General features: G+C 57.0%; 24 protein-coding genes. 14 read left to right on the top strand and 10 right to left on the bottom strand.

All coding sequences use genetic code 11. The features are described from left to right. The 5 genes from HY788_08520 to HY788_08500 form a co-directional block, all read right to left on the bottom strand. A partial coding sequence (locus tag HY788_08520; GenBank protein MBI4774209.1) for a cation transporter occupies positions 1–504 on the bottom strand: 504 nt, incomplete at its 3' end. A 296-nt stretch (positions 505–800) separates the two neighbouring features. Further along, the gene (locus HY788_08515; GenBank protein ID MBI4774208.1) at positions 801–1025 is read right to left on the bottom strand and encodes a hypothetical protein; all 225 of its coding nucleotides are present in this window, start codon (positions 1023–1025) and stop codon (positions 801–803) included. A 6-nt stretch (positions 1026–1031) separates the two neighbouring features. Continuing rightward, positions 1032–1181, bottom strand: a complete 150-nt coding sequence (locus HY788_08510; GenBank protein MBI4774207.1) for a hypothetical protein — start codon at positions 1179–1181, stop codon at positions 1032–1034. Between the two features lie 45 nt (positions 1182–1226). Further along, entirely contained in the window at positions 1227–1499 is a 273-nt protein-coding gene (locus HY788_08505) for a hypothetical protein (GenBank protein MBI4774206.1), read from the bottom strand. A gap of 461 nt (positions 1500–1960) precedes the next feature. Next, the gene (locus tag HY788_08500; protein MBI4774205.1) at positions 1961–2470 is read right to left on the bottom strand and encodes a response regulator; all 510 of its coding nucleotides are present in this window, start codon (positions 2468–2470) and stop codon (positions 1961–1963) included. 323 nt (positions 2471–2793) lie between these two features. On the opposite strand from HY788_08500, the gene HY788_08495 reads away from it, so the two are divergent. Next, complete coding sequence (locus HY788_08495; protein ID MBI4774204.1) at positions 2794–3816, top strand: DNRLRE domain-containing protein; 1023 nt, start codon at positions 2794–2796, stop codon at positions 3814–3816. A 921-nt stretch (positions 3817–4737) separates the two neighbouring features. Here the strand turns inward: HY788_08495 and HY788_08490 are convergent. Then, the gene (locus HY788_08490; GenBank protein MBI4774203.1) at positions 4738–5244 is read right to left on the bottom strand and encodes a hypothetical protein; all 507 of its coding nucleotides are present in this window, start codon (positions 5242–5244) and stop codon (positions 4738–4740) included. A 473-nt stretch (positions 5245–5717) separates the two neighbouring features. On the opposite strand from HY788_08490, the gene HY788_08485 reads away from it, so the two are divergent. Beyond that, on the top strand, positions 5718–6641 hold the full coding sequence (locus HY788_08485) for a DUF2806 domain-containing protein (GenBank protein ID MBI4774202.1): 924 nt from the start codon (positions 5718–5720) through the stop codon (positions 6639–6641). A gap of 167 nt (positions 6642–6808) precedes the next feature. Here the strand turns inward: HY788_08485 and HY788_08480 are convergent, their stop codons facing one another. From HY788_08480 to HY788_08465, 4 genes are all read right to left on the bottom strand, one after another. After that, positions 6809–7069 (bottom strand): BrnA antitoxin family protein, encoded by a 261-nt coding sequence (locus tag HY788_08480; GenBank protein MBI4774201.1) that lies wholly within the window; start codon positions 7067–7069, stop codon positions 6809–6811. Next, positions 7066–7368, bottom strand: a complete 303-nt coding sequence (locus HY788_08475; protein MBI4774200.1) for a BrnT family toxin — start codon at positions 7366–7368, stop codon at positions 7066–7068. The genes HY788_08480 and HY788_08475 overlap by 4 nt, the downstream gene beginning before the upstream one ends. 517 nt (positions 7369–7885) lie before the next feature. Beyond that, the gene (locus HY788_08470; GenBank protein ID MBI4774199.1) at positions 7886–10675 is read right to left on the bottom strand and encodes a tetratricopeptide repeat protein; all 2790 of its coding nucleotides are present in this window, start codon (positions 10673–10675) and stop codon (positions 7886–7888) included. Between the two features lie 433 nt (positions 10676–11108). Beyond that, positions 11109–11246, bottom strand: a complete 138-nt coding sequence (locus HY788_08465; protein MBI4774198.1) for a type II toxin-antitoxin system HicA family toxin — start codon at positions 11244–11246, stop codon at positions 11109–11111. 641 nt (positions 11247–11887) lie between these two features. Here HY788_08465 and HY788_08460 point away from each other — a divergent pair. From HY788_08460 to HY788_08405, 12 genes are all read left to right on the top strand, one after another. Continuing rightward, entirely contained in the window at positions 11888–12754 is an 867-nt protein-coding gene (locus HY788_08460; protein MBI4774197.1) for a branched-chain amino acid ABC transporter permease, read from the top strand. A 4-nt stretch (positions 12755–12758) separates the two neighbouring features. After that, complete coding sequence (locus HY788_08455) at positions 12759–13772, top strand: branched-chain amino acid ABC transporter permease (protein ID MBI4774196.1); 1014 nt, start codon at positions 12759–12761, stop codon at positions 13770–13772. Positions 13773–13787: 15 nt separating this feature from the next. Beyond that, positions 13788–15128 (top strand): ABC transporter substrate-binding protein, encoded by a 1341-nt coding sequence (locus HY788_08450; GenBank protein MBI4774195.1) that lies wholly within the window; start codon positions 13788–13790, stop codon positions 15126–15128. Between the two features lie 78 nt (positions 15129–15206). Continuing rightward, positions 15207–15965: an ABC transporter ATP-binding protein gene (locus HY788_08445; protein ID MBI4774194.1), complete on the top strand. Its 759-nt coding sequence runs from the start codon at positions 15207–15209 to the stop codon at positions 15963–15965. A gap of 11 nt (positions 15966–15976) precedes the next feature. Beyond that, a complete protein-coding gene (locus HY788_08440) occupies positions 15977–18130 on the top strand; it encodes an ABC transporter permease (protein MBI4774193.1) in 2154 nt (717 codons plus the stop codon). Between the two features lie 19 nt (positions 18131–18149). After that, the gene (locus HY788_08435) at positions 18150–18983 is read left to right on the top strand and encodes a phosphoenolpyruvate hydrolase family protein (GenBank protein MBI4774192.1); all 834 of its coding nucleotides are present in this window, start codon (positions 18150–18152) and stop codon (positions 18981–18983) included. Between the two features lie 97 nt (positions 18984–19080). After that, complete coding sequence (locus HY788_08430) at positions 19081–20760, top strand: flotillin family protein (protein ID MBI4774191.1); 1680 nt, start codon at positions 19081–19083, stop codon at positions 20758–20760. A 3-nt stretch (positions 20761–20763) separates the two neighbouring features. Beyond that, positions 20764–21204 (top strand): SRPBCC family protein, encoded by a 441-nt coding sequence (locus HY788_08425; protein ID MBI4774190.1) that lies wholly within the window; start codon positions 20764–20766, stop codon positions 21202–21204. Continuing rightward, positions 21201–22688: an SRPBCC family protein gene (locus HY788_08420; protein ID MBI4774189.1), complete on the top strand. Its 1488-nt coding sequence runs from the start codon at positions 21201–21203 to the stop codon at positions 22686–22688. Before HY788_08425 ends, HY788_08420 begins: the two co-directional genes overlap by 4 nt. Before the next feature lie 114 nt (positions 22689–22802). Further along, positions 22803–24194: a sigma 54-interacting transcriptional regulator gene (locus HY788_08415; protein MBI4774188.1), complete on the top strand. Its 1392-nt coding sequence runs from the start codon at positions 22803–22805 to the stop codon at positions 24192–24194. 184 nt (positions 24195–24378) lie between these two features. Next, complete coding sequence (locus HY788_08410; GenBank protein MBI4774187.1) at positions 24379–24990, top strand: hypothetical protein; 612 nt, start codon at positions 24379–24381, stop codon at positions 24988–24990. 107 nt (positions 24991–25097) lie between these two features. Next, positions 25098–25493 carry a DUF5320 domain-containing protein gene (locus tag HY788_08405; protein ID MBI4774186.1) on the top strand — a complete coding sequence of 132 codons (396 nt, stop codon included), beginning with the start codon at positions 25098–25100 and terminating at the stop codon, positions 25491–25493. The last annotated feature ends 10 nt before the right edge of the window (positions 25494–25503 follow it).

Genomic DNA, 25503 nt, shown 5'->3' with positions numbered 1-25503 from the left:
ACGCGGCACTGCGTGCAGCACCAGATCGAAAGACTCCCGAAACAGCCGCCAGGTTCCGATAAGAATGATCGCCGCAATGGTCAGGCCCACTACCGGGTCGATCCATAACCACCCGAGGAAGCTGATCGCGATGCCCGCCACCACCACAACGACATGCCCCTCGACCAGTTGAGGATGGCTGAATCGTCGGATCGACTCCCACGCAATGCCTCCCACCGCAACCAGAAGAACGATCGCATTGGCGAGGGCCGCGAGCAGGGTCGAGCTTTTCCAGCCATAGGTTCTACGGTGGGTCGGAGTGCGCATGCTTAAAAGGGTCGCGCCCCAGGCCAGCAATAGTCCGAGGACGTCGCTCAGGTTGTGACCGGCGTCCGCAAGCAGCGCGATCGAATCGGAAAGGATCCCGAACACCACCTCCACCACCACGAATCCGACGTTCAGGGAAATCCCGATTGCGAACGCCCTGTTGTAATTCAAAACACGATGTTCGTGATTATGCGCCATTGGATGAAAAACCCTTCCTTCCTGTCCTCTCTTGTCCATTCGCCGAATGGAGCATCAGCACCCGTGGCTTCTCATAGCATAGAAATCCGTGTCAAGAAAGGACGGCGTTCCGGAGGCAGGCGTTCACCGGGTCGCCGGCGGGCAGTCCAAGAGACGTTCGTGCTCGGGGCTTCACGACCGCGAAACCTATTTCTCTCACAGCCTCTCCGCTGACGAGCTTTGAAAGGGGAGTGGGGGAACACCTTCCCAAAAGCGTCCCCCCGCGAATGAGTGCGCTCACACTGAAGAGGTTGCCGTTACGCCTCGGGAGGCTGCCAGAAAGAACCCATGGTTTTTAATACGCCGATCAGTTCCATCAGATAGTTCTGCATCCGGGACGCATAATCCGGCTCCAGCCGCTTGGTGAAAAATGGACCGGAAAACAGGCCCACGACGCCCGCAAGGGGATTGATGCCTTGTTCCGTACCCGGTTTGAAACCGCTCCAGTTCCGAACATGCTCTTCCGACCGGAAGAGATTCATGGTGCTTCAGGCATACGGCAGATCGTTGAACCAGTCCCGGAACGGAACGCAGGTGTACCCTACGATCCCCTCCGGATCGGCCTTTTGGACGACGCCGTCCCTCATTTCCACCCGGATCGGCGAACCGCAATCCAGACACGGGGCGTCAATCCGCACCGTCTTTCCCGCAAACAGCCAGCTGACCGCCAGCGCCTCGAACCCTCATTGGGCGAACCACTTCTGCCGGCCGTAGACACTGATGCGGTACTGGGTGGGCAGGTTGCTGAACGGAGGAAACGAACCGATGTAGTCGGTTTTAGGGAACAACCAGCCGGGAAATCCGGGCGAATACAGCTCGTGAAGCGCTTTGCGCCCTTCCTCCATGGGCACGTTCAGTTCGGACGCCAACTCCGTGTAGTGCGGCGCCTGGCCGGTGTCTAAAAAGTGTGTCATGATGACCTGAAACGTTCGGTCTAATTGAGTAGGTGTACTCATGGCATCTCCTCTTGCTTTGAACAGGTTTACGATTCTCCACGGCCCCCCGTTGAACCGGATTCACCCGGAGCGGGATATCCGCCTCCGACGCGGACCTGGAATCCGGGCCCAATCTGAAACGAGCGCCCCGGGAACTTCCTTCATTCGGACAGGACGCCGCTTGCGCCGGACTTCCTATGTTGAGAGGGGAGGAAGCAGGATTAAGACTGGTCAATCGCGGGACAGGACACAGAACGAACGGTCAGCTGTTTTTACTATTTTATTCCATATCGGGTATGTACTCAACACATAACAGGGCGTTCCCAAACGGGCAGGGCGCCCCAGGGTGGAGCTATCCTGCCGGAGCGAATAGGCCTTTCAGGTGCAATAATCGTTTTGTCTTTTCTATTGGGGGAAACGTCGAATCCGCCCGCGGCGGATCCCCCGGACCCTCCACGTTTTCCGGGCGTTGCCCCACCGCCTTATCCCTCGTCGTCCAGAACAATGGTCCCTTTGGCGTCCGTCTTGATGCTCGTGATGCCCGGATATCGCCTCTCGAGGTCCTCCAGGGCCGTACGCTGCTGCCGGGCAATCTTTTCGAGCTTGGCCGCCTTGATCATGACCTCCTTGTGCTGCAGGGCCCTGCGTATGGTCACCACCAGGTCCATTTCGTTGACCGGTTTGGTCATGAACCGATATACCCGTCCTTCATTGATGGCGCGTACCGCTGTTTCCATGGTGGCGTGGCCCGTGAGTATGATTCGGATGGTGTCCGGATACGCATCCGCCACCTGGGCCAGAAACTCCGACCCGGACATGCCCGGCATCCGTTCGTCGGAAACAACGACGTCGATGGGTTGTTCGGAGAGGACCCTCAAAGCGTCACGGGCGGAGCCGGCGCTCAACACCTCGTAAGGCTCCTTCCGAAGCGCCCGTTTCAGCGCCTCCGTCACATGCGGCTCATCGTCCACGAAAAGCACTTTGCTGCTCATGCCCGATCCCTCATACATGCTCGCTGCTTGGCGCCGTCTTGTCGCCATGCGCTTGAAAAACAGCCGAATGAGCAAACCAATTTCACATCTTCGTATGTGAAGCGTTCCTATGGCCCTGTCAAGGATACCCCAACGGCACGGTTTCAACAAGGAATTTGGATGTCTTATTTTCCTTCCCGAACGCTTCCGTCACACTGAAAAAACCTTCGACACGCCCTTTCCGAATGGATTCATCGTTCTTATGTTGTTTTCTAAGTTCTGAAGCCATCCCGACGGCGGAGCGCCGGTTTCCGGATCGAAACAGCATACCAAGGGGAATTCTCATGAAAAAAAGCATAGGACTGGTGATTTTTTTGGGAATGGTCGTCCTCGGAGGAACGGCCCGGGCCGATGTCGTCCTCATGGAACCCGTCAAGGACAACATGCTGATCCAAACCACTGACGGAAGTCTGAGCAACGGAGCCGGCGATTACTTCTTCGCCGGCGTCACGGGGAGCCGGTCCGTCCGGCGGGGCCTGATCGCTTTTGACATCGCCGCACGCCTGCCGCAAGGATCCGTCATCAACAGCGTTTCGCTGGTCATGACCATGTCCAATACGCCGGGGGGAGTAGGCGAAGTCCCAATCCGCCTCCATAGACTGCTCTCGGACTGGGGTGAAGGAGCTTCCGACGCTCCATTGGGAGAAGGCATTGGCGCCAACGCCGCCGAAGGGGACGCCACCTGGTTGCACACCTTTTTCCCCGCCGGCCTCTGGACAACGCCCGGAGGAGACTTTGACCCCGCCGAAAGCGCTTCCACTCCCGTCGGAGGGAACGGCGAATACGATTGGGGTTCCACCTCCGCAATGGTCGCGGACGTCCAGGCGTGGCTGGATGACCCCTCGACGAACTTCGGCTGGATCGTCCTCGGTACCGAAAACATCAACGTGCGCAGCGCCAAGCGGTTCAACAGCCTTCAAAATCCCAACGCCTCGACCCGGCCCATGCTGGCGGTGGACTACACGCCCGGCTCCGGCGTCCCCTGCGTTCAGGTGACGGACACGGTAGGCCTTCCCATCGCCTGCGCCCAATTCCAGGGCGCGTTTTTTTCGTTTACCCTGGACTTTGCCCCGAATCCGACCTTCCCCGACGACCTCATTTGGATGATGAATTTCGGCTCGCTCACTATCCTCGAATCGCCCACGGACTCGCTGTGCCTTCCCGTGGCCGACGATGCGAGCATACCCGTTCCCTGCGCCGAGTTCCAGGGCCTCCAATTCGAGTTTGTTCTCCGCCTGCTCCCGATTCCCGAAGATCCGAACAACCTCTTCTGGCGTATGGATTTCAATAGTTTGATTATAAAGTGAGCGTATTACTGAGGGAAACTTTGAAAAGTTTCCCTCAGACTTCCTTCAAATCTTTTAGGCGTGGCCGCACCGCCTACGGCGGAGCGGCGCGTGCTCAAGATTTTTCGCAGGGGGTTCGGGGGACGGCTTTTTGCAAAAAAGCAGTCCCCCGGAAAACATGAATGTCTAATAGGGGGACGTAATAGGGGGACGGGGTTGATTTTGCGCGTTTCTATTCTTCGACGGACGATGCATGATCCGAGGCAATCTGTTTGCCTCTGATGACAGCCTTGCCGACCGCCGATCTCCTCAGCTCAAGGCTCTTTGCCGCGGATGATGCGATGCAACGCCTGGGGGGCGCATCCATGCGTTTTTTCGTTGCATGAGGTTTCTATTTCATAGATGATGAAACAAAGAAACGCGCAAATTCAACCCCGTCCCACGGGATTTAGACGGGGAAGAAGCCGGGGATTTTGCTGATATTGGAGAAGGAAGCGCGTCGGAAGTATTTCATTCGGTTAAATTCCGTGATAATGCACTACGGTTTGGGTATGGATGTTTGGGGGATAAGGCGAGCGCTTTGGCTACGTTATTCAGCAATTATCTCTTTCAAGTCCTGAACGGCATTCTTGATTTCGGCCTGGTCCGGCTGAGTGATATCGCTCTTGGAATAGATCAACAACGCTCCAATTAGTTCTGGCATATTGGTCGGATCGTGGTATACCACAACCCTGAGACCGCCTCTTTTTCCTACATTGTGGCCCGGCAACCCAAGTCGGTCTTTCCACAAGTTGGGCCATCCAGGCCACCTCCGCCCCTGCGGGCCATTTTCTTCTAAATGACACAAATATTCGGAGAGAGATTGTGTGAGCTTGGGATATTTCTTACATAAGGATTTGGCAGATCTTTCGAATCGTTTGATTGTAACGACCCTAAAATTCATCATTGCAGCCAAGGCATAGATGTCCGCCAACTGGGAAGGTTTGGAAGGGCTTTACCGGCTAGATCACACAATTGGTCAAGATCGGCTACCAATTCATCGTTCAGGAGAATATCATAATGCTCTACGCGGTCCTCGCAGATCTCTTTTAGGGCTCTGAATTCTTTATGAAAATGCCTGACGAACGCATAGGGGTGGATATCGTTGAAGCGTTCATCGATTAATTCGAGGTACTTTAGAATTCGGCGTTCTTGCTCTATCTCGGCCATCATGCCTTCACGGTCAATTCGTCTGAGCAAATCCATCATGAATTCAATGGGATATTTTGAAAGATATGTTTTGGTCAGCCGAATACCCTCTATGCAGAGGACGGTAAGCTTGAGCATCTGGAAAGGGCGTCTCAAAAAGGGAGGACCCCATAGCTCCTCCTCGGGTTCCGTACTCAGGATACCTAAAGTCCAGTCCACTTTGTTGATTTGCGATGCCAAAACGTTTGCTTCAGTCCGCATTTGATAGACCCCTTAGCTCTTCGGGCTAACCACTCCGCCCAGATAATCCGGGCTGCGTTTCCTTTCTCTCCTATTTTCCCTTACCGATAATATATACCAAATATCTTTTCCGCAAGTAGTTTGAGAAGGCTTTTAGCGGCCTTTTTTGTTGTAACGATCGGAAGAATTTGAGCAAAGGGGTGAATGGGGACGGGGTTGATTTTGTGCGTTTCTATTGTTCGACGGACGATGCATGATCCGAGGCCATGTGTTTGCCTCTGATGACAGCCGATCTGCTTATCTCGCATCAACGCGTGCTTTTCGTTGCATGAGGTTTCTATTTCATAGATGATGAAACAAAGAAACGCGCAAATTCGACACCGTCCCCCTTTTACACAATTCATTGCTTTACCCGGCCTTGTGCTCTATAATTCATTATCTTTAAGTACACGGGCGTAGGTTCCTTTAGACAGCCTTTTCTCACAGGCAACGACATGTCAGACTTTATCATTTTTCGCGGTTCCGGAGAACTCACAAAGCCAGCTACGCTTCTGATTGAGAAGGTCTCGGATGCCTTTGGCGGCTTATGCAAACCGTGGCAGATCAGACGGATCGCCAAAGCGGAAGGCAATGCTCTCAAGACGAAAGCTCAGGCTAATGCGGAGGCGGCGCTTATTGAAGCAAGAAGCGAAATCGAGATCACCGAACTTCAGCGTCGTGGGGTAGTTCGTCTCTTTATGGAAGAAGGTATAAAGCAAGGCAACATGGAATCGATCTTAGGGAAAGCCATTCCATTATTGAAAAATTCCGCTACGCCCCAAGATATGGAAAACGATTGGATTGTGAATTTGTTAGACAAGTGCCGCCTTATTTCTGACGACGGGATGCAAGTTCTATGGGCAAAAATACTTGCTGGTGAAGCTAATTCTCCGGGGTCATATTCGAAGCGAGCTGTAAATGTCTTGGCATCTCTTGATAGTATCGATGCTATCTTGTTCAATCAATTGTGCAGATTTGTTTTTAGAATAGAGTCATACTTCGTACCACTGGTGTTAAACTTAAATGACTTGATTTATGTTGATAATAATATCAATACAAATATGTTACACGATCTTGCTGAAATCAATTTAATAGCTTTAGCTGGCATCGGAGGAACTGGTTTCCAGGGAGTACCAAACATAATAACTGCCTCATATCATGGATCTTCATTTGGAATTGAATTTAAAACCAAGGCTGATCAAGCAAGCAAAAATTACCTTAATACAGGCATTGTTGGTTTGACAAAAATAGGTTCTGAGCTATTTAGGCTTTGCGATGTAAAACCAATAGATGGTTTCTATGATTACGCCAAAAATATGTTGGCAAAAAACGAGGGAATACAAATCATCGAATTACGTGAAACATGGGCGTGCCCATAATTCCACAGGCGATCGACAAAGCGGTTTCTCCCGGTATCGTCGCGGAAGAGGTTGGCCGTTCGATCCCCTGGCGGATGATGTGATGCTAGGCCCCGGCGCATCGATGCGCACTTTTCGCCGCATGAGGTTTTTATTTCATAGATGATGAAACAAAGAAACGCGCAAATTCAACCCCGTCCCCCTTTCCCACCACACAAGTATATTTTCATCAAGGACTGATAGGGGATATCCTGTTTATTGGCCAGCAACTTCAACTCTTCAATCATCAATTCGGGCAGTCGCAATGAGATTTTTTTCGTTGACGGTTTGAGATTGGGCAGAATCATCCGTTTGGCTTTCTTCCAATCGACATACTCAGTGGAATCCGCCGTAGACCAGAATTCCCTTTCCTGGTCCTCGGACTTGAAAACGGGCGCTTTCTTTTTCATGATTGCTCGTATACCTTTCTTTCCTTGCGACTCATGTCTCTTGCCGAAATGATACGAATACGATTGTTACGAGTCGTGAATACAATAAACAAGTGCCTGCCGGAATCCGTATGCCCCAATGCAAAGAACCGGGTTTCTCCTAAAGAATGCCTTTCGTCGGAATCCGCAATCAGCGGTCTATTGAAAAAAACCTGTTCGCATTCCCCTGCTGAAGCCCGGTGTTTCTCCCAATTCTTGAGCAGGTTTCCTTCGTCCCACTCGAATCCGGTCCATTGCATGATCAGGTCGTCATCCGCCATGATGTATGTATATCCCAAATATATACACGTGTCAAATGTGATCAGTGGGAGCGTGTGTATGGGCACGAGGTTGATTTTGTGCGTTTCTATTCTTCGACGGACGATGCATGATGCGAAGCCATGGGTTTGCCTCTGCCCACTGCCCGGCTGACCGCCGATCCGCTTATCCCAGGTTTCTTTGCCGCGGATGATGTGATGCAACGCGCCGGCGCATCCATGCGTGCTTTTCGTTGCATGATGTTTACATGGCATGCATGATGAGACAAGGAAACGCCCAAAATCAACAGCGTCCCCCTTTCCCTTTTTTCCCAAAAGAGCATTGACCAGAAACAAAGTGGCTCGATTGCGCCGATCAAAAAGTGGCTTCATTACGGCGATCAAGAAGTGGCCCGATTACGACGACCACGTAATGGCTCTCTATCAGCAATGAACAACAAGAAACGCGCAAATTCAACCCCGTCCCCTTTTGCACCACTATTTGCTCCCATGAGAATGGGTCTCTTGATGGGTCCCCCCTTCATTCACGCGGCTTCCGATTCAGCTCCGCCAGGATCGCTTCCAAGAATTGTGTTTCCGGCTCAATGCCAATGGATCTACGGGCATTTACATAGTCATTCAGCAAAGATCTCATGGTTTGAAAGAAAGGCACCGGGGTTCTTAGGAATAATCGCTTGAGGGAACCAATGCCCTTGAGGAACGAATCTGCAGCCTCGAAGTTCCTCCCGACCGCTCGAAGAACAGTGCCTTTTGTACCGAGAATACTAGCCAGGTAGGGCTCAAAGGCGTCCGGATTTCGTTTCACCAGACGCTCATAAGTCGACACGGCACGCTCTACAGCCGCCAGAGCCTCACCGGGTCGGGCAAGATCGCTGTAGGAACTCCCCAAGTTGTTCAAACTTGCAGCTAGGTCGGGCTCGAAGGCATCTGGGTTTCGTTTTGCTAGACGCTCATATATACCCACTGCGCGCTCTGTGGCTTTCAGTGCTTCTTCATCACGGCCAAGAGCGCTGTACCGATTCCCCACGCTGTTCAAACTCGTAGCGAGATAGGGCTCGAAGGCCTCCGGGTTTCGTTTCGCCAGACGCGCTCTAATTTGCACCGCGCGCTCTTCAGCTGCCAGCCCGTCATCGTGGCACCCAAGATCCCCATACCAAATGCCCATGTTGTGCAAGCTCATGGCTAAATAATGTTCGAAGGCATCTGGGTCTCGTTCTGCTAGACGCCCCCAGATCACCTCAGCCCGCTTTGTAGTCGCCAGCGCCTCTTCAATTCGACCGAGCGCCCGGTAGCTAATCGCCACATTGTTTAAGCTCCTGGCCAGGTGGTGCTCGAAAGCGTCCGGGTTTCGTTTCGCGAGATCCTCATAAATCTCTACTGCACGCCGTGCAGCTGCCAAGGCCTCCTCTCGGCGGCCAAGAGCGCCATAACCAGGACCGAGATTGCTCAGAATTCGTGCCTGCTCAGATGCGGGACTTGGCTTTTTGGAAATTTTTTCTATCATGGTTTCATAAAGTTTGACCAATAGCCTACGATGGGCGACCGAAATTTTCTGTACAAGATTTTCAACGGCGTACAACTCCTCGAGAGGGCGACGGTCTATTTGAACCAAGAGCCATTCACCTATGATAGTCAGGTCCTCGAAGTTATACAGATCAATGGCGGCGCGTAGGAGCCGACTCCAAGCCTCAATACCCGCGAGATCGAGCATGTTTTTCAACAGATCGGCGACGCCAGACGGGCTTTCTCTGAGAACGGATACGGAAAAGGCTGCGGCCAGGATATCCGGACCCAACGGAGTGATTCCGTCCGCTTCTACCCCTAGCAGGTCGCTTGACGCATTGCACAGCGCGCCGGGCTGTACGGCGGGAAAGCCGCTGGCGTTTGCATCCTTCGCAAGGAGCTTCATCCACCCACCTGCTTTTAGAGATTGTGGCCCCGTGAAGGTCAGCAAGGCCACCGCCCGATAGAGGCACTCCGCAGGAACGCCGGCGGGGCAATTTTTCTGGATGTATTCGCGTTCTCGTGCTACGGCCGCCTTGAGCAGATCGTTCTGGGTCCAGCGGACCAACCCAAGAGCGTCTCCGGTCTCGCAGGCATGGATGCCCGCCATCTCTACGAACAGCGGCCGCATCTGAGTAGCATCCCGGAAGTGCGCCCACCCGCTTTCATCGAAAACCGGCAAAGCTGGCGGCTGTCTTCCGGTGACCCTGCCCCAGCTTCCCAGAGTGAGGTGGAGAATGTCTTCCATGGTGGCGTCCACCGATTCCACGGCCGGTGCTTCCACCTTTCTGGGCGGTTTCAGGGACGACACGATATCATCGTGCTGAGCGCCTTCGCCGCAAATCATCAACTGCTCCAGCCAGCCGTCCTCGGGTGATCCATGGCGTTCCAGCAGCAGCAGGCGCAGCCGTACCGGCTCGTTATCTGTCTCCTCCTCGCGGGCAATTCGCACGCACCGCACCAGCATTTTCTTCAAGGCTTCGATTTTGTTCGCTGCGTAGTCCACCATCATGAAAGTCTCCGTCAACGGGCGCCAGTTCCGGAATCCAGGATGATCCACCAATTGCTCCAGGCCGTCTTGCCGCAGAAATCCAGCGTGCCAACCCTCTGTTTCCTGCATTTTGGCGAACTCGTGGGCCAGCCGGGTCTTACCGATGCCGCCGTCGCCCGTGAGCAGCGTCCAGAGAAAAACGGAATCGGCCGAGCAGAACGCGGTGAGGTATTTGAGGTATGGGGCGCGGCCTTTCATGGGAATAAAATCGTTGTACGGCCGCAACCAACGGCTCGGCTGGAGATCTTTCAAATTCCCGGGCTTGTCAATGTCCAATGTGACTGTGGCGGTCAAATCTCCCAGAGCCAGCCCGATCTGCTTTAGCTCCGCAAGCTGCTTGATGCATATCCTGCTCTGATCGTTGAGCTTTTTCCAGGCGTCTTCCGCAATGCCCTTGGGCGTAGACGTTAGTTGCTTTAGGATTGCGCCCTTGGCCATCGAAGGCGCGAGCCTATAACCCAACCACCGACCGATACCAAAGGCCCTCCGGTCGTATCCGTCAAAGCGGCGCCTCAACGCGTCGTGTATGTTAATGAAATGGCGTGACACCGTAGCGCCGATGAGCTTTTCCAGTGAGGGAACGAGGATCTTAGCTACGAACTTGGCTTGATACCCCGGTAGCTCCAGTTCATCCTTGAGGAATGTCTCGATGATTCGATTTCGTTCTTTGGCGTCGAGAAGCGGGCCAAGAACCTGTTTCAGGTCATCGGCGGAGATCGATTCGACTGTGTTGTGGCCTGTTCTCTCTTCGCTCAATGCAACCTCCGCGCTCTAACTGGGATTCTTGGCTAAAAGGGACGTTGTTTCATTGTTGACTGATTTCGGTTACGAGGAGTTCCAGGATTCCTAAGATCCGTAGATGGGTGCTATTTGCCTTGCGTTGAATTTTGCGAGTACCGTTGAGCTGAGTTGCCTTGTGCGACAAGCAGCGGGACTCACTCCCGATCTTCCTATGGATCTCCCGATTGAGCTCGGTTCGGTTTGAACGATTCACGATATTGTGATGGCGATTTGAGTGCATCATGTATATGTCACTCGCGGAAGGTTGTTCATCCCTGTAGTGCAAATTATATGCAGCTCATGTGCCAATTGCAATAACAGATTCATCTTACGCGTATTCTTGCTTTTCGGACCGGGATCGATACCAAGGAATTGCGCAGAAGTTGAGCAATTGCCGGGCGCAGGTTGCTCAGAAATTGAGCAGTGTGGTTATTCTGATTTGATGCCGGAAGAAATGGTGGCTGCCTTTTACGCGGATACCTTCGAATCCAAATTTACGCAAGGCACGAATCAGTCGAGCGCCGGTTATGGCGGGAAAATCGGTCATGCGTTGACGGCCACTTTTTGTACACCAACAAATTCATTGAATACAGGTTCTTCCTCGATGCTTCGGCGGGTGTTTCCAAGGGGCGGAGGTGTATGGTTTGGTTCCTGTTGCCGTTGACTTGCACCTCTACACCGTGGTATCTCATTACCGTCCATGAAGCCTGCGGCATGGCCGAAGCGCGGGAGGTGACCGTAGGTCCTGAATCCCAGGGCTGCGTGATGCTATACGCCGGGTGGGGCCTCTTGTTGCCGCGCCATCCCGCCCACGGTTGGGTTTCGCTGCGCTCAACCCAACCGTGGGCTAAGCGATCCGCGCCCCGATAGTTATGTTGGGTTACGCTCGCGTTGCTCGCTAACCCAACCTACGTTCTTTCGCCGGAACATCGAGGAATTATTGTAGATACCGTTATACGACGCAACTATAGGCGGATTCCAATAGGTCTCTCTTGATATGCCGTGAATGGATACTTTCTTACAGTGTGTCCATGGAGGCGATAACGGAGCCATTCAAGGCCATCCGGTTTTAAGTCCCATAGCCCCGAGTCCTTCCCGTGGGTCCGTCCCGGGGGAGGCGGGTATCCATCCAATCAGGAAATTCGACACTCTTACGCCGCTCATGCAGGATTGCCGTAAAGGGGTTCGATGTCCATCCTGGTCATCATGTCTTTGCTCAACGGTCTGACGCTGGCGGGACTGCTGTTCATCACGGCCAGCGGGTTGACGCTCTCCTTCAGCCTCATGCGCGTGGTCAACCTGACCCACGGGGCCCTTTACATGGCCGGCGGTTTCATCGGTATGTCCGTGATCAAGGTGACGGGGAACTGGCTTCTGGCCCTGTTCGCCGGGGGCGGCGTCATGGCCGTCCTGGCTCTATTGGAAGAGAAGTATCTGCTGCGGCGGGCCCGGGGCGACGACCTGATGGAGACCCTGGTCTCCCTGTCCGTGGCCATCATCATCGGCGACCTGGTTCTGGTCATCTGGGGCGGGTACCCCAGGACCATTGAAATCCCCGCCGTGCTGAGCGGCGTCTGGATCCTGCCGGTGATCGATATGGTCTATCCCGTATTCCGGATTTTTATGCTGGGAGTGGCCATTTTCATCATTGTGGCCCTGTGGTTTTTTCTGAAGAAGACAAACCTCGGGATCACCATCCGGGCCGGCGTGGATAATTTCGAGATGGTGTCCGCCCTGGGGATCAACGTCCGTCGGTTGTTCACCATCGTTTTTTGCCTTTCCGGCTTTTTGGCCGGCGCGGCCGGCGTTGTGGGCGGAACGTCTATGATGCTGGTGGTGGGAGAGGACTGGCGCATTCTGACCCTGACGCTCATCGTGATCATTATCGGCGGTATGGGCAGCCTGGGGGGCACCGTCGTGGGCGCGCTGATCACCGGTCTGATCTACAGTTTCGCCACGGCGTATATGCCCGAGTTTTCGTTGTTCATCCTGTTCCTGCCCGTGGCCCTTATCCTCTCGATCAGGCCTCAAGGGCTGTTCGGCACAAAGGCCTGATCCCATGGCGTTCTCTCGAACATCCCAAATGGTCGTTCTGCTGTTCGTGCCGGCGTTATCGATCGCCTTGCCGTGGATCGCTTCCGATTACTTTGTCATGATGTGCATCCGCATCATGTATTTCGGAATGCTGACCCTGAGCATGTGCTTTCTGGCGGGGGAACTGGGCGTGGTTTCGTTGATGCAGGCTTCGTTTTTCGGTATATCGGGCTACTTCATCGCCATTTTGCAGACCCGGTATCAGATCCCGTTCCCGATTGCGCCCCTGGTGGGAATCGGGGTGGCCGTATTGTTCGCCGCTCTGACGGGGCTATTGGTGATCCGCGTTCGGGGTATCTACTTTTTGATGCTGACCCTGGTGCTCGGCCAGCTCGTCTGGGCCCTGGCGAGTCAATGGGCGTCGGTCACGAGGGGCGACTCGGGCATTACGGACATATACGCTCCGGTGCTGTTCGGGGTGTCGACCGAAAAGTCCAAAAGCGCGTTCTATTTCTTTCAGCTTTTTTTCTTCTGGGGCGTGATCTATTTTTTGGCGGCGCTGAAACGGTCCCCCTTCGGGCTGATGCTGCGCGGGGTTCGCGACAGCGAGAGCCGGATGGCGATGCTGGGGTATTCGGTTTCTCTCCTGCGCTACACGGCGTTCATCTTTGCCGCGTTCGTGGCCTCCATCGGGGGCGTTTTCTTCGCCTATTTTACCGGTCTCATCAATCCCCACTCGGTATCGTTGACCACCAACGTCGAAACCCTGCTTTCGGCGATTCTGGGGGGCATTCAGACCCTGTTCGGGGCGATCCTGGGGACCGCGATTCTGAAAACGCTGGACGTGGTTCTGAGCGGTATCACTCAGCGCTATCTGCTGATTATGGGCGTCCTGTTTTTAATTGTGATCATGTTCGCGCCCACGGGGGCCGCCGGGGCGCTGAAGCGCCTGGTGGATAAGGTTGCATCGCGGACTTCGGGAAAGGGGGCGCCCGTCCGGGACGCCGCCGAAGATCCGTTTCATCGGGAACCTAAATAGGAAAGGAAGACGGCGATGAAAAGAAAAGGATGGCTCGTAACGATCACGGTTTTGCTGTTTATGGGTGTGATGGCCGGCAATGCGGCTGCGCTGGAAGAGATTCGCATCGGCACCATCGGGCCGATCACGGGGTGGGCGACCATTTTCGGTCAAGGCGTGCTCAACGGAGTTAAACTGGCCCTCGATGAATACAACAATGAATTCAACGGGGTTCCGATCAAGGTGTTCAGCGAGGATACCAAGGCGGACGTGGAAGTGATGCGCACCAAACTGGACTCTCTCAAGAATCGCGACAAGGTCCATCTGATCATCGGACCGTCGCTGGGCCACGAGGGTATGGCCGCGGTGGATTGGGGCGCGCGAAACCCCGAGGTTCCCATCCTGATCGGCTATTCCGCCCCGGAAGACATTACGATGCGTAAGGCGACGGAAAGCGTTATCCGTCCGGGCTGGACCGGCGCTCAGGTCATTTTCAATTTCGGCCAGTACTGCGCCAAGGAATTGGGATACAAGAAAATCATCATGGTCGGGCAGGATTACTCGTACCCCTGGGATCAGGCGGCCGGTTTCATCCGGGGTTTTCTGGAAAACGGCGGGGAAAAGGTCGAGCGTATCTGGCATCCCGTGGAAGCTGTGGACTTCAGCTCGATCATGGCCAAGTTGATGGGCATGTCCAAAGAGTATGACGCGGTTTTGAACAATTCCGGCGGCGCCCAGGTTGTGGCTTTTTTCAAGCAATGGAAACAGTTCGGATTGGACAAGGTCTACCCCCAGATTCTGGGTCAGGCGAACGTGCCCATTGTGTCGATGCTGTCCGAGCTGGGGGATTCGGCTCTGGGGGTCTACTCGTCGCTGCACTATTATGACGGCAATCCCTCGGAAGCCAACCAGAAATTCCGGGAAAGCTTCAACAAGAAATACGGCCACTACCCCGACGTGATCGCCGTGCAGGGCTACGACGCGGTGCATGTGGCGTTCAAGGCCATGAAAGCGATCGACGGGCAGGTGGACGATCCCAAGAAGTTCATCGCCGCCCTTCGTCAGGTGAAGATGAGCGCCGACGAGTCTCCGCGCGGTCCGTTCTATTTCGACAAATACGCCAACCCGGTGCAGAATATCTACATCAAGAAGGTGGTCAAAGAAGACGGCCGGCTGATGAACATTGCCGTAAAAACCTATGAGAATGTATCCCAGTTCGGCCCCTACGCGGACATGGCGGACAAGTACATGGCGGCGCCCGCCACGACCCGCGACTACCCGCCCGGCGACAAGGAGGCCTATTTCAAGGAGATCGAAAAGTATTTCGGCAAGGACTATGTGGAAAAACTGAACAAGAATAACGGGTGGGTGGATTAACCTGAAGCATTCATGAAATCTTTAGCCATTGTCCGTCACTTCTAACTAAACGGCCAAGTTGCCATTGGGTTCGATCCTATGCACGCGCTCGTACTGGAGAACGTATCCAAATCATTCGGCGGCATCGATGCGGTCAGCAAAGTGAACCTGAGCGTGTCGGTGGGGGAGAGCCGAGCACTGATCGGGCCCAATGGGGCCGGCAAGTCGACCCTTTTTAACCTGACCACGGGTGAAATTCCTTTGGACAGGGGCAGGATCATTCTGTTCGGCAAAGACCTGACTCGAGAGCCCGTAAAAAAACGCATTACTTCGCAACTGGGCAGGACCTATCAGGTGTCCAATCTCTTCAGCCGGCTGACGGTCCAGGAGAACCTGTTTTTGGCTTCCTGGCAGACGCGAAGAGCCAGAACCTCCCCGATCGCCACGCTGCTTCGTTCCTGGCGAGCATTTGAGCATCTACGACGCCACGTTGCTCAGACTGCCCATCGGGTAGGGCTGGACGGCAAACTGGACACGCCGGTGGAAGAGCTTTCCCACGGCGAACAACGCCAGTTGGAGTTGGGCGTCACCCTGGCCCACGAACCCAGAATACTGCTGCTGGACGAACCCATGGCCGGGCTGTCCGCAGCCGAGCGGAAATTCATGACCGAACTGATCATGAGTTTGAAGCCCGAGATTACGGTGGTCATCATCGAGCACGACATCGATGTGGCGTTCAGCATTGCCGACCGGGTTTCGGTGCTGCACCACGGCGCGATTATTGCCGAGGGAACCCCTCGGGAGATCGAGGATAATCCACAGGTTCAACAAATCTACACCCTGAGCCGGCAATCCTAGAGATTCCCAATATGCCTGAACCGTTGTTACAGATAGAGCACCTCGACGCCTACTACGGCAAGAGTCATATACTGCAGGGAATCGATCTGCAGGTGGGCCGTGGAGAGCTGGTGGTGGTCGTGGGCCGCAACGGCATGGGCAAAACCACTCTGCTGAAATCGGTGTTGGGGCTGCCGCCCCTGGTCAGAACAGGAACCATTTTTTTCGACGAGCAGGAAACGGTCAAGAAGCCCACGTACGAAATTGCGAACCTGGGAATCGGATATGTGCCGCAAGGGCGGATGCTGTTTCCTTCGTTGACCGTGGACGAGCACCTGCGTTTTGCGTGGCGCCGGGGTGGGGCGAGTTCCCAGTGGTCGCCCGACACGGTCTATGATCTGTTTCCGGAAATCAAGGAGAGGGCCCATATCTCGGGGACCCTCCTGAGCGGGGGCGAACAGCAGATGCTTGCCATCGGGCGGGCCCTGGTCACCAATCCGTTGCTGTTGATGATGGACGAGCCTTCCGAGGGCCTGTCCATATCGGTCATCCAACGGGTGGAAGGGGTGTGCCGTCATTTGAGCGCCGGCGGTATGTCCATCCTGTTGATCGAGCAGAACCTCGAGATGGCCCATTCTCTGGCCCACCACGCTTATGTTTTCATGAACGGCCGGATCGCCCGGGACCTGACTGCAGCGGCTCTGTCGGCGAACCGCCTCCTGCTGCAGCAATTGCTGGGAGCGACGGCGGGCGAAGGCGTCCTCGAGGCCGAGCAACCCGAGAAACCGGAGGCGGAAGGAGCGTTCGAGGAACCCGCGGCCGGCGAGATTTCCGGAACCGTGGTTGGGGCCGTTGCGCCGACGCTGTGGAGCGGAGCGGCTTTTCCGGAGGCCCGAGCGCCGGAAGGCGCTTCCGTCCCCCCGCCGGCGGGTGAAACCCGTGCAGGGGCGTTGCGAGTGACCGTGGCCGACACCCTCTATCAGGCGGCTTACATAGCCGGGACCTTTGACACCAAAGCCAGGGATTTGCTGTTCATCAAGTCCTGCCTGGACCGCCAACGCATTCGAACCATTACGGTGGACCTGTCCACTTCACGGAAACCCTCGCCGGCCTCCATCAGCCCCACGGAAGTGGCCCGGCGCCACCCGAAAGGAATCGGGGCCGTGTTTACCGGAGACCGGGGTTCGGCGGTGGCCGGCATGGCCGAGGCCTTCACCCGCTTCATGGCGGGACGCCGCGACGTGGGAGGCATCATCTCGGCCGGGGGGAGCGGCGGCACCGCCCTGGTGACCCCGGCGATGCGAAGTTTGCCCGTGGGCATACCCAAAGTGATGGTTTCCACGGTAGCGTCGGGCAATGTGCGGCAATACGTGGGCCCTTCGGACATCTGCATGATGTATTCGGTCACGGACGTGGCCGGCATCAACCGCATTTCCGCCAGTGTGTTGTCCAACGCGGCTCATGCGTTGGCCGGCATGATCGGATTTCGACAGGAGGTCGACCGTTCCCGGCTCCCGGCCATCGGACTGACCATGTTCGGGGTCACCACCCCTTGCGTCCAGGCGGTCACCAAGGCGCTGCAAACGCGCTATGACTGCCTGGTGTTTCATGCCACCGGCACCGGAGGCCAGTCCATGGAGAAGCTGGCCGATTCGGGAATGCTCGAGGGGATCATCGACGTCACCACCACCGAGGTGGCCGATTACGTGGTGGGAGGCGTGATGAGCGCCGGCGAGGATCGCATGGGGGCCATCATCCGCACCAAGATCCCCTATGTGGGTTCCTGCGGGGCCCTGGACATGGTCAATTTCGAAGCCATCGACACGGTGCCGCCGCAATTCAAGAGCCGCAATCTCTATCAGCACAATCCCCAGGTCACCCTGATGCGCACCACGGTGGAGGAAAACCGGGCATTCGCGCGCTTCATAGCGGGCAAGCTCAACCGGATGGAGGGACCCGTTCGCTTTTTGCTCCCCCTAAAAGGGGTGTCGTCGATCGATGCGCCGGGAAAACCCTTCCACGACCCGGCGGCGGATCGAGCGCTGTTCGACACCCTCGAGAGCGAATTTCGGCCCGCGCCCAACCGGCGGATGATCAAACTGGACATGAACATCAACGATCCGCCCTTCGCCGAGGCGCTGGTCGATCACTTTTTGGACATTATGCCTTCCGGCGCCGCCGGGTAACGATTTTCAGGAGATTGCCATGACTCGATTCACCCGCCAACAGGTTTTAGACCGGCTCAACGCCAAAATTCGCAAAGGACAGCCCATCGTCGGCGGCGGCGCGGGCACCGGACTGTCGGCCAAGTGCGAGGAGGCCGGCGGCATCGACCTGATCGTGATTTACAATTCCGGCCGGTACCGCATGGCCGGCCGAGGATCCCTGGCCGGGCTCATGGCGTATGGAAACGCCAACGACATCGTGATGGAGATGGCCGCGGAAGTGCTGCCGGTGGCCCGCAACACCCCCGTGTTGGCCGGTGTGAACGGCACGGACCCTTTTTGCATCTTCGACTACTTCCTCGATCAGGTCAAAGCCGTGGGGTTCGCCGGAGTGCAGAATTTCCCCACGGTGGGGCTCATCGACGGGGTTTTCCGGCAAAACCTCGAGGAAACGGGGATGGGATACGGGCTCGAGGTGGATATGATCCGGTTGGCGCATGAAAAGGACCTGCTGACCACGCCGTATGTGTTCTCCGAGGACGATGCCGTGGCCATGACCGAGGCCGGCGCCGATGTCATCGTGTGCCATATGGGGCTGACCACCGGGGGCGCCATTGGGGCCGGCACGGCCAAGACCCTGGACGATTGTGTCGGTTATATCGACGCCTGGAGCAAGGCGGCGCTGAAAAGACGCCGGGACGTGATCGTTCTGTGTCACGGGGGCCCGATCTCGATGCCCGCGGACGCGGAGTATGTCCTGAAGCGGTGTCCGGAGTGCAACGGTTTCTACGGGGCCTCCTCGATGGAGCGGCTGCCGACCGAAAAGGCCCTCACGGCCCAAACCAGGGAATTTCTCAACATCAAGCGCAGCTAAGGGGCGTCCCGGCCGAACCGTTGGCCCGGAAAAACGCCGGTGCGGGAACGCGGATCGTGTCGGAGCTGCGTGGGTTGTCAACCACAGGAGGAGTGCCATGACTATGTACGGGTGGGTAATCCTGGCGGTCATCATCGCGATCATCCTTATCGCGGTGGGGATCTGGCTCATCCGGTCCTTTTATCGTCGATCGTCCAAGGACGTCGCCTTCGTCCGAACCGGACTGGGGGGACAGAAGGTCGTTATCGACGGCGCCGCCTTCGTTTTTCCCATCTTTCACGATGTCACCGTGGTCCATCTCAATACCCTGCGGCTGTCGGTGACCTGTGAAAAGGAAAAGGCGCTGATCTCCAAGGACCGTATGCGCGTGGACGTGGCCGTGGATTTCTACATCCGCGTCCGAAAAGAAGCCGAAAGCGTCACCATGGCCGCTCAGACTCTGGGGCGCAAGACGGGCAAACCCGACGAACTGCGCGAGATGATGGAGGGCAAGCTTGTAGACGCCCTGCGGGCCACCGCCGCCGGCATGACGCTGGAAATGCTTCACGAACAGCGCAGCCAGTTCGTTCAGGCTGTTGGAAAGGCCGTGGCCGAATCCTTGACCAAGAACGGGTTCGAACTGGAATCCGCCAGCTTGATCGACCTGGATCAGACCGACATGGAGTACTTCAATCCCTCGAACGCGTTCGACGCCGAAGGCTTGACCCGGCTGACGGACGAGATCGAACGCCGAAAGAAAACGCGAAACGACATCGAGCAGGACACGCTGATCCAGATCCGCACCAAGAACCTGGAAACCGAAAAGCTGAGTCTGGATATCGAACGGGAGAGCGAATACGCCCGACTGGCCCAGGAGAAGGAACTCGAGTTCCGCCGCGCCCAGCAGCAGGCGGACCTGATCCGAGAGCGCGCCGAGCGCAAGCGCGAGGGAAAGGTGGCCGACATCATGGCCAACGAGGAAATGGAGAAGGCCCGTATCGCTTCCGAGCGCATGATCAAGCAGGACCTCATCGAGGAGCAGCGGGACATCGAGGCCATGGAGATCGAGCGGCGCAAATCCGTCGAATTGGCGGAACACCATCGGAGCATTGCCGTGGCCGAATCCTCGGAAGCCGAGACAAAGGCGAGGGCCAAGGCCGACGAGGCGCGTGCGGCGGCCATTTCCGCTGAAGAGGCTATTTTTACCGCCCGGGAGAAAGCTCAGACCGAGCGCAGGAAGCAGGTGGAGCTGATCCTGACCGCCCTCGAGGTGGAAAAGGAGCAACTGCGACATAAAACCCGAGTGGCCACTGAAAAGGCGGTGGCCGCGGAACGGGCGGAGATTACGCGCATCGAGGCCGACGCGTTTGCCGCTTCCGAAGAGACCCGCTCGAAGGCCTTTCGAATCCGGCACCAGGTGGAATCCGAAGGGACCCGGCTCATGGCCGAAGCCAACAACATCGCCAGCCCGGAGGCCCGGGTGTCGGCCCTACGCATGCGACTGGTCGAAAAACTCGACAGCATCATCCGCGAAAGCGTCAAGCCTTTGGAGAAGATCGAGGGGATCAAAGTGGTCCACCTCGACGGCCTGACCGTACCGGCCGGGGGCGGCGCCCCGGACGGCGACGGCGGTCTCACGGACCGGCTTGTGAGCAGCGCCCTGCGGTATCGAGCGCAAGCGCCTATTGTGGATCATCTGTTGAAAGAGATCGGCATCGATATCGGAGACCCCACCAAGCTCTCTCATCTGTTGGGTGAATTGAAGAAGGAGCGTCCCGAAGGGGACAAGGAGACATAGCCCATGGTCAAGGTCTATCGGTCCACGGTCCTGGACGCCCCGGCCGAGCGGGTGTGGAGGGATCTTAGGGATTTCAACGGACTCGCCAACTGGCACCCGCTGATCGCATTGAGCCGCATCGAAAACAACCACCCGGCCGACAAAGTCGGGTGCGTGCGAAACTACCAGCTCAGGGACGGGGCCCGGATTCGCGAAAAGCTGCTGTCCCTGTCGGATTATGACTTCTCCTGCGTCTCCGCCATCCTCGAGAGTCCCATGGATATGAGCGACTACGTGGCGACACTGAGGCTGTTTCCGGTCACCGAGGGCAACCGCTGCTTCATGGAGTGGTGGGCGGAATTCGATGGTCCGCCGGAAAAAGTCGCCGAGTTGTCCGAAACCGTGGGCAACGGCATGTTTCAGAGCGGTTTTGACGCATTGAAGAAACGCTACGGGCAGCGATGAAGATCATCGTCCTTCGATCCGCAGTCATCGAGGCTCCCATCGAACGGGTGTGGGCCGTTCTGCGCGATTTCAACAGCCACGACCGGTGGCATCCGGCGGTTGCTCGAAGTCTGATGGAGAACGATCTCGATGGGGACGTGGTCGGAGGCGTGCGGCGAATCAGCCTGAACGACGGCGGCGAATGGCGGGAACAGTTGCTGCAGCATAGTGACCGCGATTACACGTTCACTTACTGCATCCTCGATTCGCCGTTGCCTCTGTTCGACTACGTGGCCACGGTTCGGCTCAAGCCGGTCACCGACGGCAACCATACTTTCTGGGAATGGCGCTCGAAGTTCCATGCGCCGGACGATCGAGCAGCCGAACTGGAAGATCTGATCGGCCGGAAGGTGTACGAGGCCGGGTTCACGGGGTTACGGACGTTTCTGGCCGAGGGGGCCGCAGCTTCACGGCGGCCGGCCGAAAGGACGGAAGCGGCGGCCGCGGTCCCGGCCGGAGAGCGCCTGCCCTCAATAGTGGTGGCGGTGACGGTCGTCGGGGGTCCCGAAGTCCTGTCCCTGATGGATACGACGGTTTCTCCTCCGGACCACAATCAGGTGCGCATCCGCCAAACCGCCGTTGCGGTGAACTACCTCGATATCAAGCACCGCCGGGGAATTGCAGCGGGCTTTGACCTGCCCGGCACGCCGGGATTGGAGGGCGTGGGCCGGATCATCGACGTGGGGGAACAGGTTCATGGCTTGTTTCCGGGCGATCGTGTCGCGTATATGAGCCGAACTCACGGAGCCTATGCCGACGTCCGTTGTGTGGACGCCGACGCGTGCATTCCAGTCCCGGAGGGGATATCCGACATCGAAGCGTCAACCCTGCTCAAGGGCGTTACGGCCGCGTTACTGCTCGGCCGTGTGTTCAGGGCCGTTCCGGGCGCGGCGATCCTGATCCAGTCGGTGGCCGGCGGCGTGGGCCACCTGCTCAGCCAATGGGCCAAGTCCATGGACCTTACGGTCATAGGTACGGTATCCACGGCCGCCAAGGGCAAGTTCAGCCGAGACCTCGGTTGCGATCACCCCATCGTCGCGGCGGACGATGAAGGGTTGACGGCCGAAGTGATGCGGATCACGAATGGGCGCGGGGTCGACTACTGGGTGCACAGCGGCGGCGCCGGCGGGTTCGACGCCGCCGTGGCCTGCCTGTCCCGCCGCGGGCACTGCGCAGTCATCGGCGACCGCGACGGCCGGCCCATCCCATTAGACGTGAACGTGTTGAAACGGCGGTCCCTGACCGTTTCGACCCCGGTGTGCTTCGACTATGTGGACGACCGGACCTACTTCCAACGTCTCGCCCATCAACTGTTCGCAAAGATTCAAAGCCGGACCATCGTCCCCGCAGTCGAAACGTTTCCCCTCAGCCGCGCGGTCGAAGCCCATCATCGGATCGAAGCCCGACAGACCGTGGGCGCCGTCGTTCTTATCCCCGGAGAGTAAATCCCGGAAAGCGTCCATGGGGCGAGGGTGGGGTCACCCCAAAGGGGCTTGGTGAATATAACATATTGAAATTATAGATTTACTTTGCGGCGTCCCCCTGTCATAATGAGCCCAATGAGCCCGCGCAAGAAAAACGAACCGTCCGCAGTTCCAGCGCCCACGGAGACCATCCTGGAGAGCATTTCCGACGGCGTCTTTACGGTGAACCTCGACTGGAATATCACCGCGTTCAACCGCGCGGCCGAGGAAATCACGGGCGTTCCCCGGAAGCAAGCCCTGGGCCGCCGCTGCTCGGAGGTGTTTCGCTCGAGTATGTGCGGGGCCGATTGCGCGCTTCAGAAGACCTTGAAATCCGGCAAACCCATCATCGGAACGTCCGGGTACATCATCGACAGGGACGGAAACCGGATACCCATCAGCGTTTCCACAGCCGTGCTGAAAGACGCACAAGGTCACGCGACCGGGGGCGCGGAAACGTTCCGCGACTTGAGTGAAATCGAAGCCTTACGCCACGAGTTGGAGGGACGGTTCCACGTCGGCGGCCTGGTGAGCCGGAGCCCTCTCATGCAGAGGGTGTTCGAGGTTCTGCCCGCCATCGCCGCCAGTCCCAGTACGGTCCTGATTCTGGGCGAAACCGGGACGGGCAAGGAATTGATGGCCCGAACCATTCACGACCTGAGCCCGCGGCGGGAAAGGCCGTTCATTGCGGTCAATTGCGGAGCCTTGCTGGATACGCTGCTCGAATCCGAGCTTTTCGGTTACAAGGCCGGCGCATTCACCGGCGCGACCAAGGACAAACCGGGGCGTTTCGCCATGGTCAACGGCGGGACCCTTTTTCTGGACGAAATCGGTGACGTGAGCCCCGCGCTTCAGGTGCGGCTTCTCCGAGTTTTGCAGGAGCGGACGTACCAGCCGCTGGGTGCGACCCGCGTCGAGACCGCCGACGTACGGGTCATCGTGGCCACCAACAAGGATCTGTCCGAACTGATGCGCCGGGGCGCATTCCGGGAGGACCTCTACTACCGCGTGAACGTGGTGCGTGTGGAACTGCCGCCGCTTCGACGGCGCAAAGAGGACATCCCGCTTCTGGTGGAGCGGTTCGTCGAGCGATTCAATCGGCTGCAGCGCAAGTCCGTCGAGGGGGTCGAGGCCGAGGCGCTTTCGCTGCTCATGGCGCACCACTGGCCGGGCAACGTGCGTGAACTCGAAAACGTCATCGAGCGCTCCTTCATCCTTTGCCATGAAGGCTTCATCGGCATCCGGCATCTGCCCGAGGAGTTGACGGCCCACGGCAAGGCACCCGGCGCGGACGCCGACGTGCGGTCCGCGCACGATCTACTGGACGCACAGGCGATCCGCGCCGCCCTGGAGCGCAATCATTTCAATCGCCTGGCCGCGGCCCGAGACCTCGGAATTCACAAAACCACCCTTTTCCGAAGAATCAAGCGGCTGGGTATTTCCCTTCCAGAACAGGACGGCCGTTCCTCGCGCACCTCCAAACAGTAGCATATATGCAGCTCTATCTTTGGCTATCAGTAGCAAATAAGCTACTATATCGACTTCGATCCTTCCTATCGCCATCGGAATAAAACCTTTTACATCAACTGGTTAATATGACTCACCACGATCCGGAATGGTTTGGCATACCTGATGCTTATTCTCAGTATGAAAAGAAGGAGCAGGACGTCGAATGATGAAAGCCGCGTTTCCCTATTGGGACAACCGAATCGCGCCGGTCTTTGATGTGGCCCGGGAGATCCTCCTGGTCGAGGCTTCTTCGGGGCGAGTGGTCCGGGAAACCCGGGAGACACTCACGGCGGATCTTTCGGTTCAGAAAGTGCTTCGCCTGCTGGAGTTGGGTGTCGGGACGGTGATTTGCGGAGCGATTTCCGGAATGCTGCACGAAATGGTTCTGGCCTATGGAATTCGGATTATCCCGTGTGTGACCGGCGATCTGCGCCAAGTGATTCGGGCCTGGTTGAGCGACGACCTGGATCGAGACGTTTTTGCCATGCCGGGTTGCTTTGGAAGCGGCCGCCGTGGCGCTCGCGGCAAGCACGGCAGCGATAAGGAAGGAACCTTCATGCAAGGAACAAGACGTGGCGGAATGGGATCGGGCGGTGGTCGCGGGCAGGGCCGAGGCGGCCGGCGAGGGGGCCGCATGGGAGGACACGGTGCGCCTCTGTCAACGGGCGGCTACTGCGTATGCCCTCAATGCGGGCAAAAGGAACCACACCAACGCGGAATACCCAGCTTTGACAGGAAATGCCCCAAGTGTGGGAAGGAGATGATGAGGGAGTAGGCGTCAATCCATACGAGTGACCAAGGGAAACGATACGATTCTTCGATCACTGAGTAAGCGCCGGTGGATTCAAACATGCAACTTACAGCATAGAGGAGGACACGACTATGCCAAGAGGAGACAGGACAGGACCCACGGGAATGGGGTCAAGGACCGGACGCGCCGCGGGATGGTGCTCGGGTTACGATGCGCCGGGGTATGCGAATCCCCTCCCGGGACGCGGCTTCGGTATGGGCTTCGGACGAGGACGGTGCTTCGTGGGCCGCGGCTTCGGCGGTGGCGGCCGGGGAGGAGGGCGGTATGGATTTTTCGCCGCGGGCCGGCCGGGATGGACGCGTTTCGGGGCGTATGAAGCGCCTTACGGCTACCCCACACCATACGGGAACCCCGACCCTGACCTGGAGAAGCAGGCGTTGAAAAACCAGGCCGAGGCATTGCAGTCGGAACTGGAGTCCATCAAGAAGCGCCTTTCGGAAATTGAAACCGGAAGTGAGTCGGAATGATCGGTATTTG

Source organism: Deltaproteobacteria bacterium (assembly GCA_016208165.1).
Lineage (GTDB): Bacteria > Desulfobacterota > Desulfarculia > JACQYL01 > JACQYL01 > JACQYL01.
This window is presented reverse-complemented; position numbering and strand designations above follow the sequence as displayed.

What these genes read in the sequence shown, in the direction of transcription:
- HY788_08515 (MBI4774208.1), bottom strand. Translation starts at nt 1,025, where the DNA reads ATGAATCTCTTCCGGTCGGAAGAGCATGTTCGGAACTGGAGCGGTTTC.
- HY788_08505 (MBI4774206.1), bottom strand. Translation starts at nt 1,499, where the DNA reads ATGAGTACACCTACTCAATTAGACCGAACGTTTCAGGTCATCATGACA.
- HY788_08500 (MBI4774205.1), bottom strand. Translation starts at nt 2,470, where the DNA reads ATGAGCAGCAAAGTGCTTTTCGTGGACGATGAGCCGCATGTGACGGAG.
- HY788_08495 (MBI4774204.1), top strand. Translation starts at nt 2,794, where the DNA reads ATGAAAAAAAGCATAGGACTGGTGATTTTTTTGGGAATGGTCGTCCTC.
- HY788_08490 (MBI4774203.1), bottom strand. Translation starts at nt 5,244, where the DNA reads ATGCGGACTGAAGCAAACGTTTTGGCATCGCAAATCAACAAAGTGGAC.
- HY788_08485 (MBI4774202.1), top strand. Translation starts at nt 5,718, where the DNA reads ATGTCAGACTTTATCATTTTTCGCGGTTCCGGAGAACTCACAAAGCCA.
- HY788_08480 (MBI4774201.1), bottom strand. Translation starts at nt 7,069, where the DNA reads ATGAAAAAGAAAGCGCCCGTTTTCAAGTCCGAGGACCAGGAAAGGGAA.
- HY788_08475 (MBI4774200.1), bottom strand. Translation starts at nt 7,368, where the DNA reads ATGGCGGATGACGACCTGATCATGCAATGGACCGGATTCGAGTGGGAC.
- HY788_08465 (MBI4774198.1), bottom strand. Translation starts at nt 11,246, where the DNA reads ATGACCGATTTTCCCGCCATAACCGGCGCTCGACTGATTCGTGCCTTG.
- HY788_08460 (MBI4774197.1), top strand. Translation starts at nt 11,888, where the DNA reads ATGTCCATCCTGGTCATCATGTCTTTGCTCAACGGTCTGACGCTGGCG.
- HY788_08455 (MBI4774196.1), top strand. Translation starts at nt 12,759, where the DNA reads ATGGCGTTCTCTCGAACATCCCAAATGGTCGTTCTGCTGTTCGTGCCG.
- HY788_08450 (MBI4774195.1), top strand. Translation starts at nt 13,788, where the DNA reads ATGAAAAGAAAAGGATGGCTCGTAACGATCACGGTTTTGCTGTTTATG.
- HY788_08445 (MBI4774194.1), top strand. Translation starts at nt 15,207, where the DNA reads ATGCACGCGCTCGTACTGGAGAACGTATCCAAATCATTCGGCGGCATC.
- HY788_08440 (MBI4774193.1), top strand. Translation starts at nt 15,977, where the DNA reads ATGCCTGAACCGTTGTTACAGATAGAGCACCTCGACGCCTACTACGGC.
- HY788_08435 (MBI4774192.1), top strand. Translation starts at nt 18,150, where the DNA reads ATGACTCGATTCACCCGCCAACAGGTTTTAGACCGGCTCAACGCCAAA.
- HY788_08430 (MBI4774191.1), top strand. Translation starts at nt 19,081, where the DNA reads ATGACTATGTACGGGTGGGTAATCCTGGCGGTCATCATCGCGATCATC.
- HY788_08425 (MBI4774190.1), top strand. Translation starts at nt 20,764, where the DNA reads ATGGTCAAGGTCTATCGGTCCACGGTCCTGGACGCCCCGGCCGAGCGG.
- HY788_08420 (MBI4774189.1), top strand. Translation starts at nt 21,201, where the DNA reads ATGAAGATCATCGTCCTTCGATCCGCAGTCATCGAGGCTCCCATCGAA.
- HY788_08415 (MBI4774188.1), top strand. Translation starts at nt 22,803, where the DNA reads ATGAGCCCGCGCAAGAAAAACGAACCGTCCGCAGTTCCAGCGCCCACG.
- HY788_08410 (MBI4774187.1), top strand. Translation starts at nt 24,379, where the DNA reads ATGATGAAAGCCGCGTTTCCCTATTGGGACAACCGAATCGCGCCGGTC.
- HY788_08405 (MBI4774186.1), top strand. Translation starts at nt 25,098, where the DNA reads ATGCCAAGAGGAGACAGGACAGGACCCACGGGAATGGGGTCAAGGACC.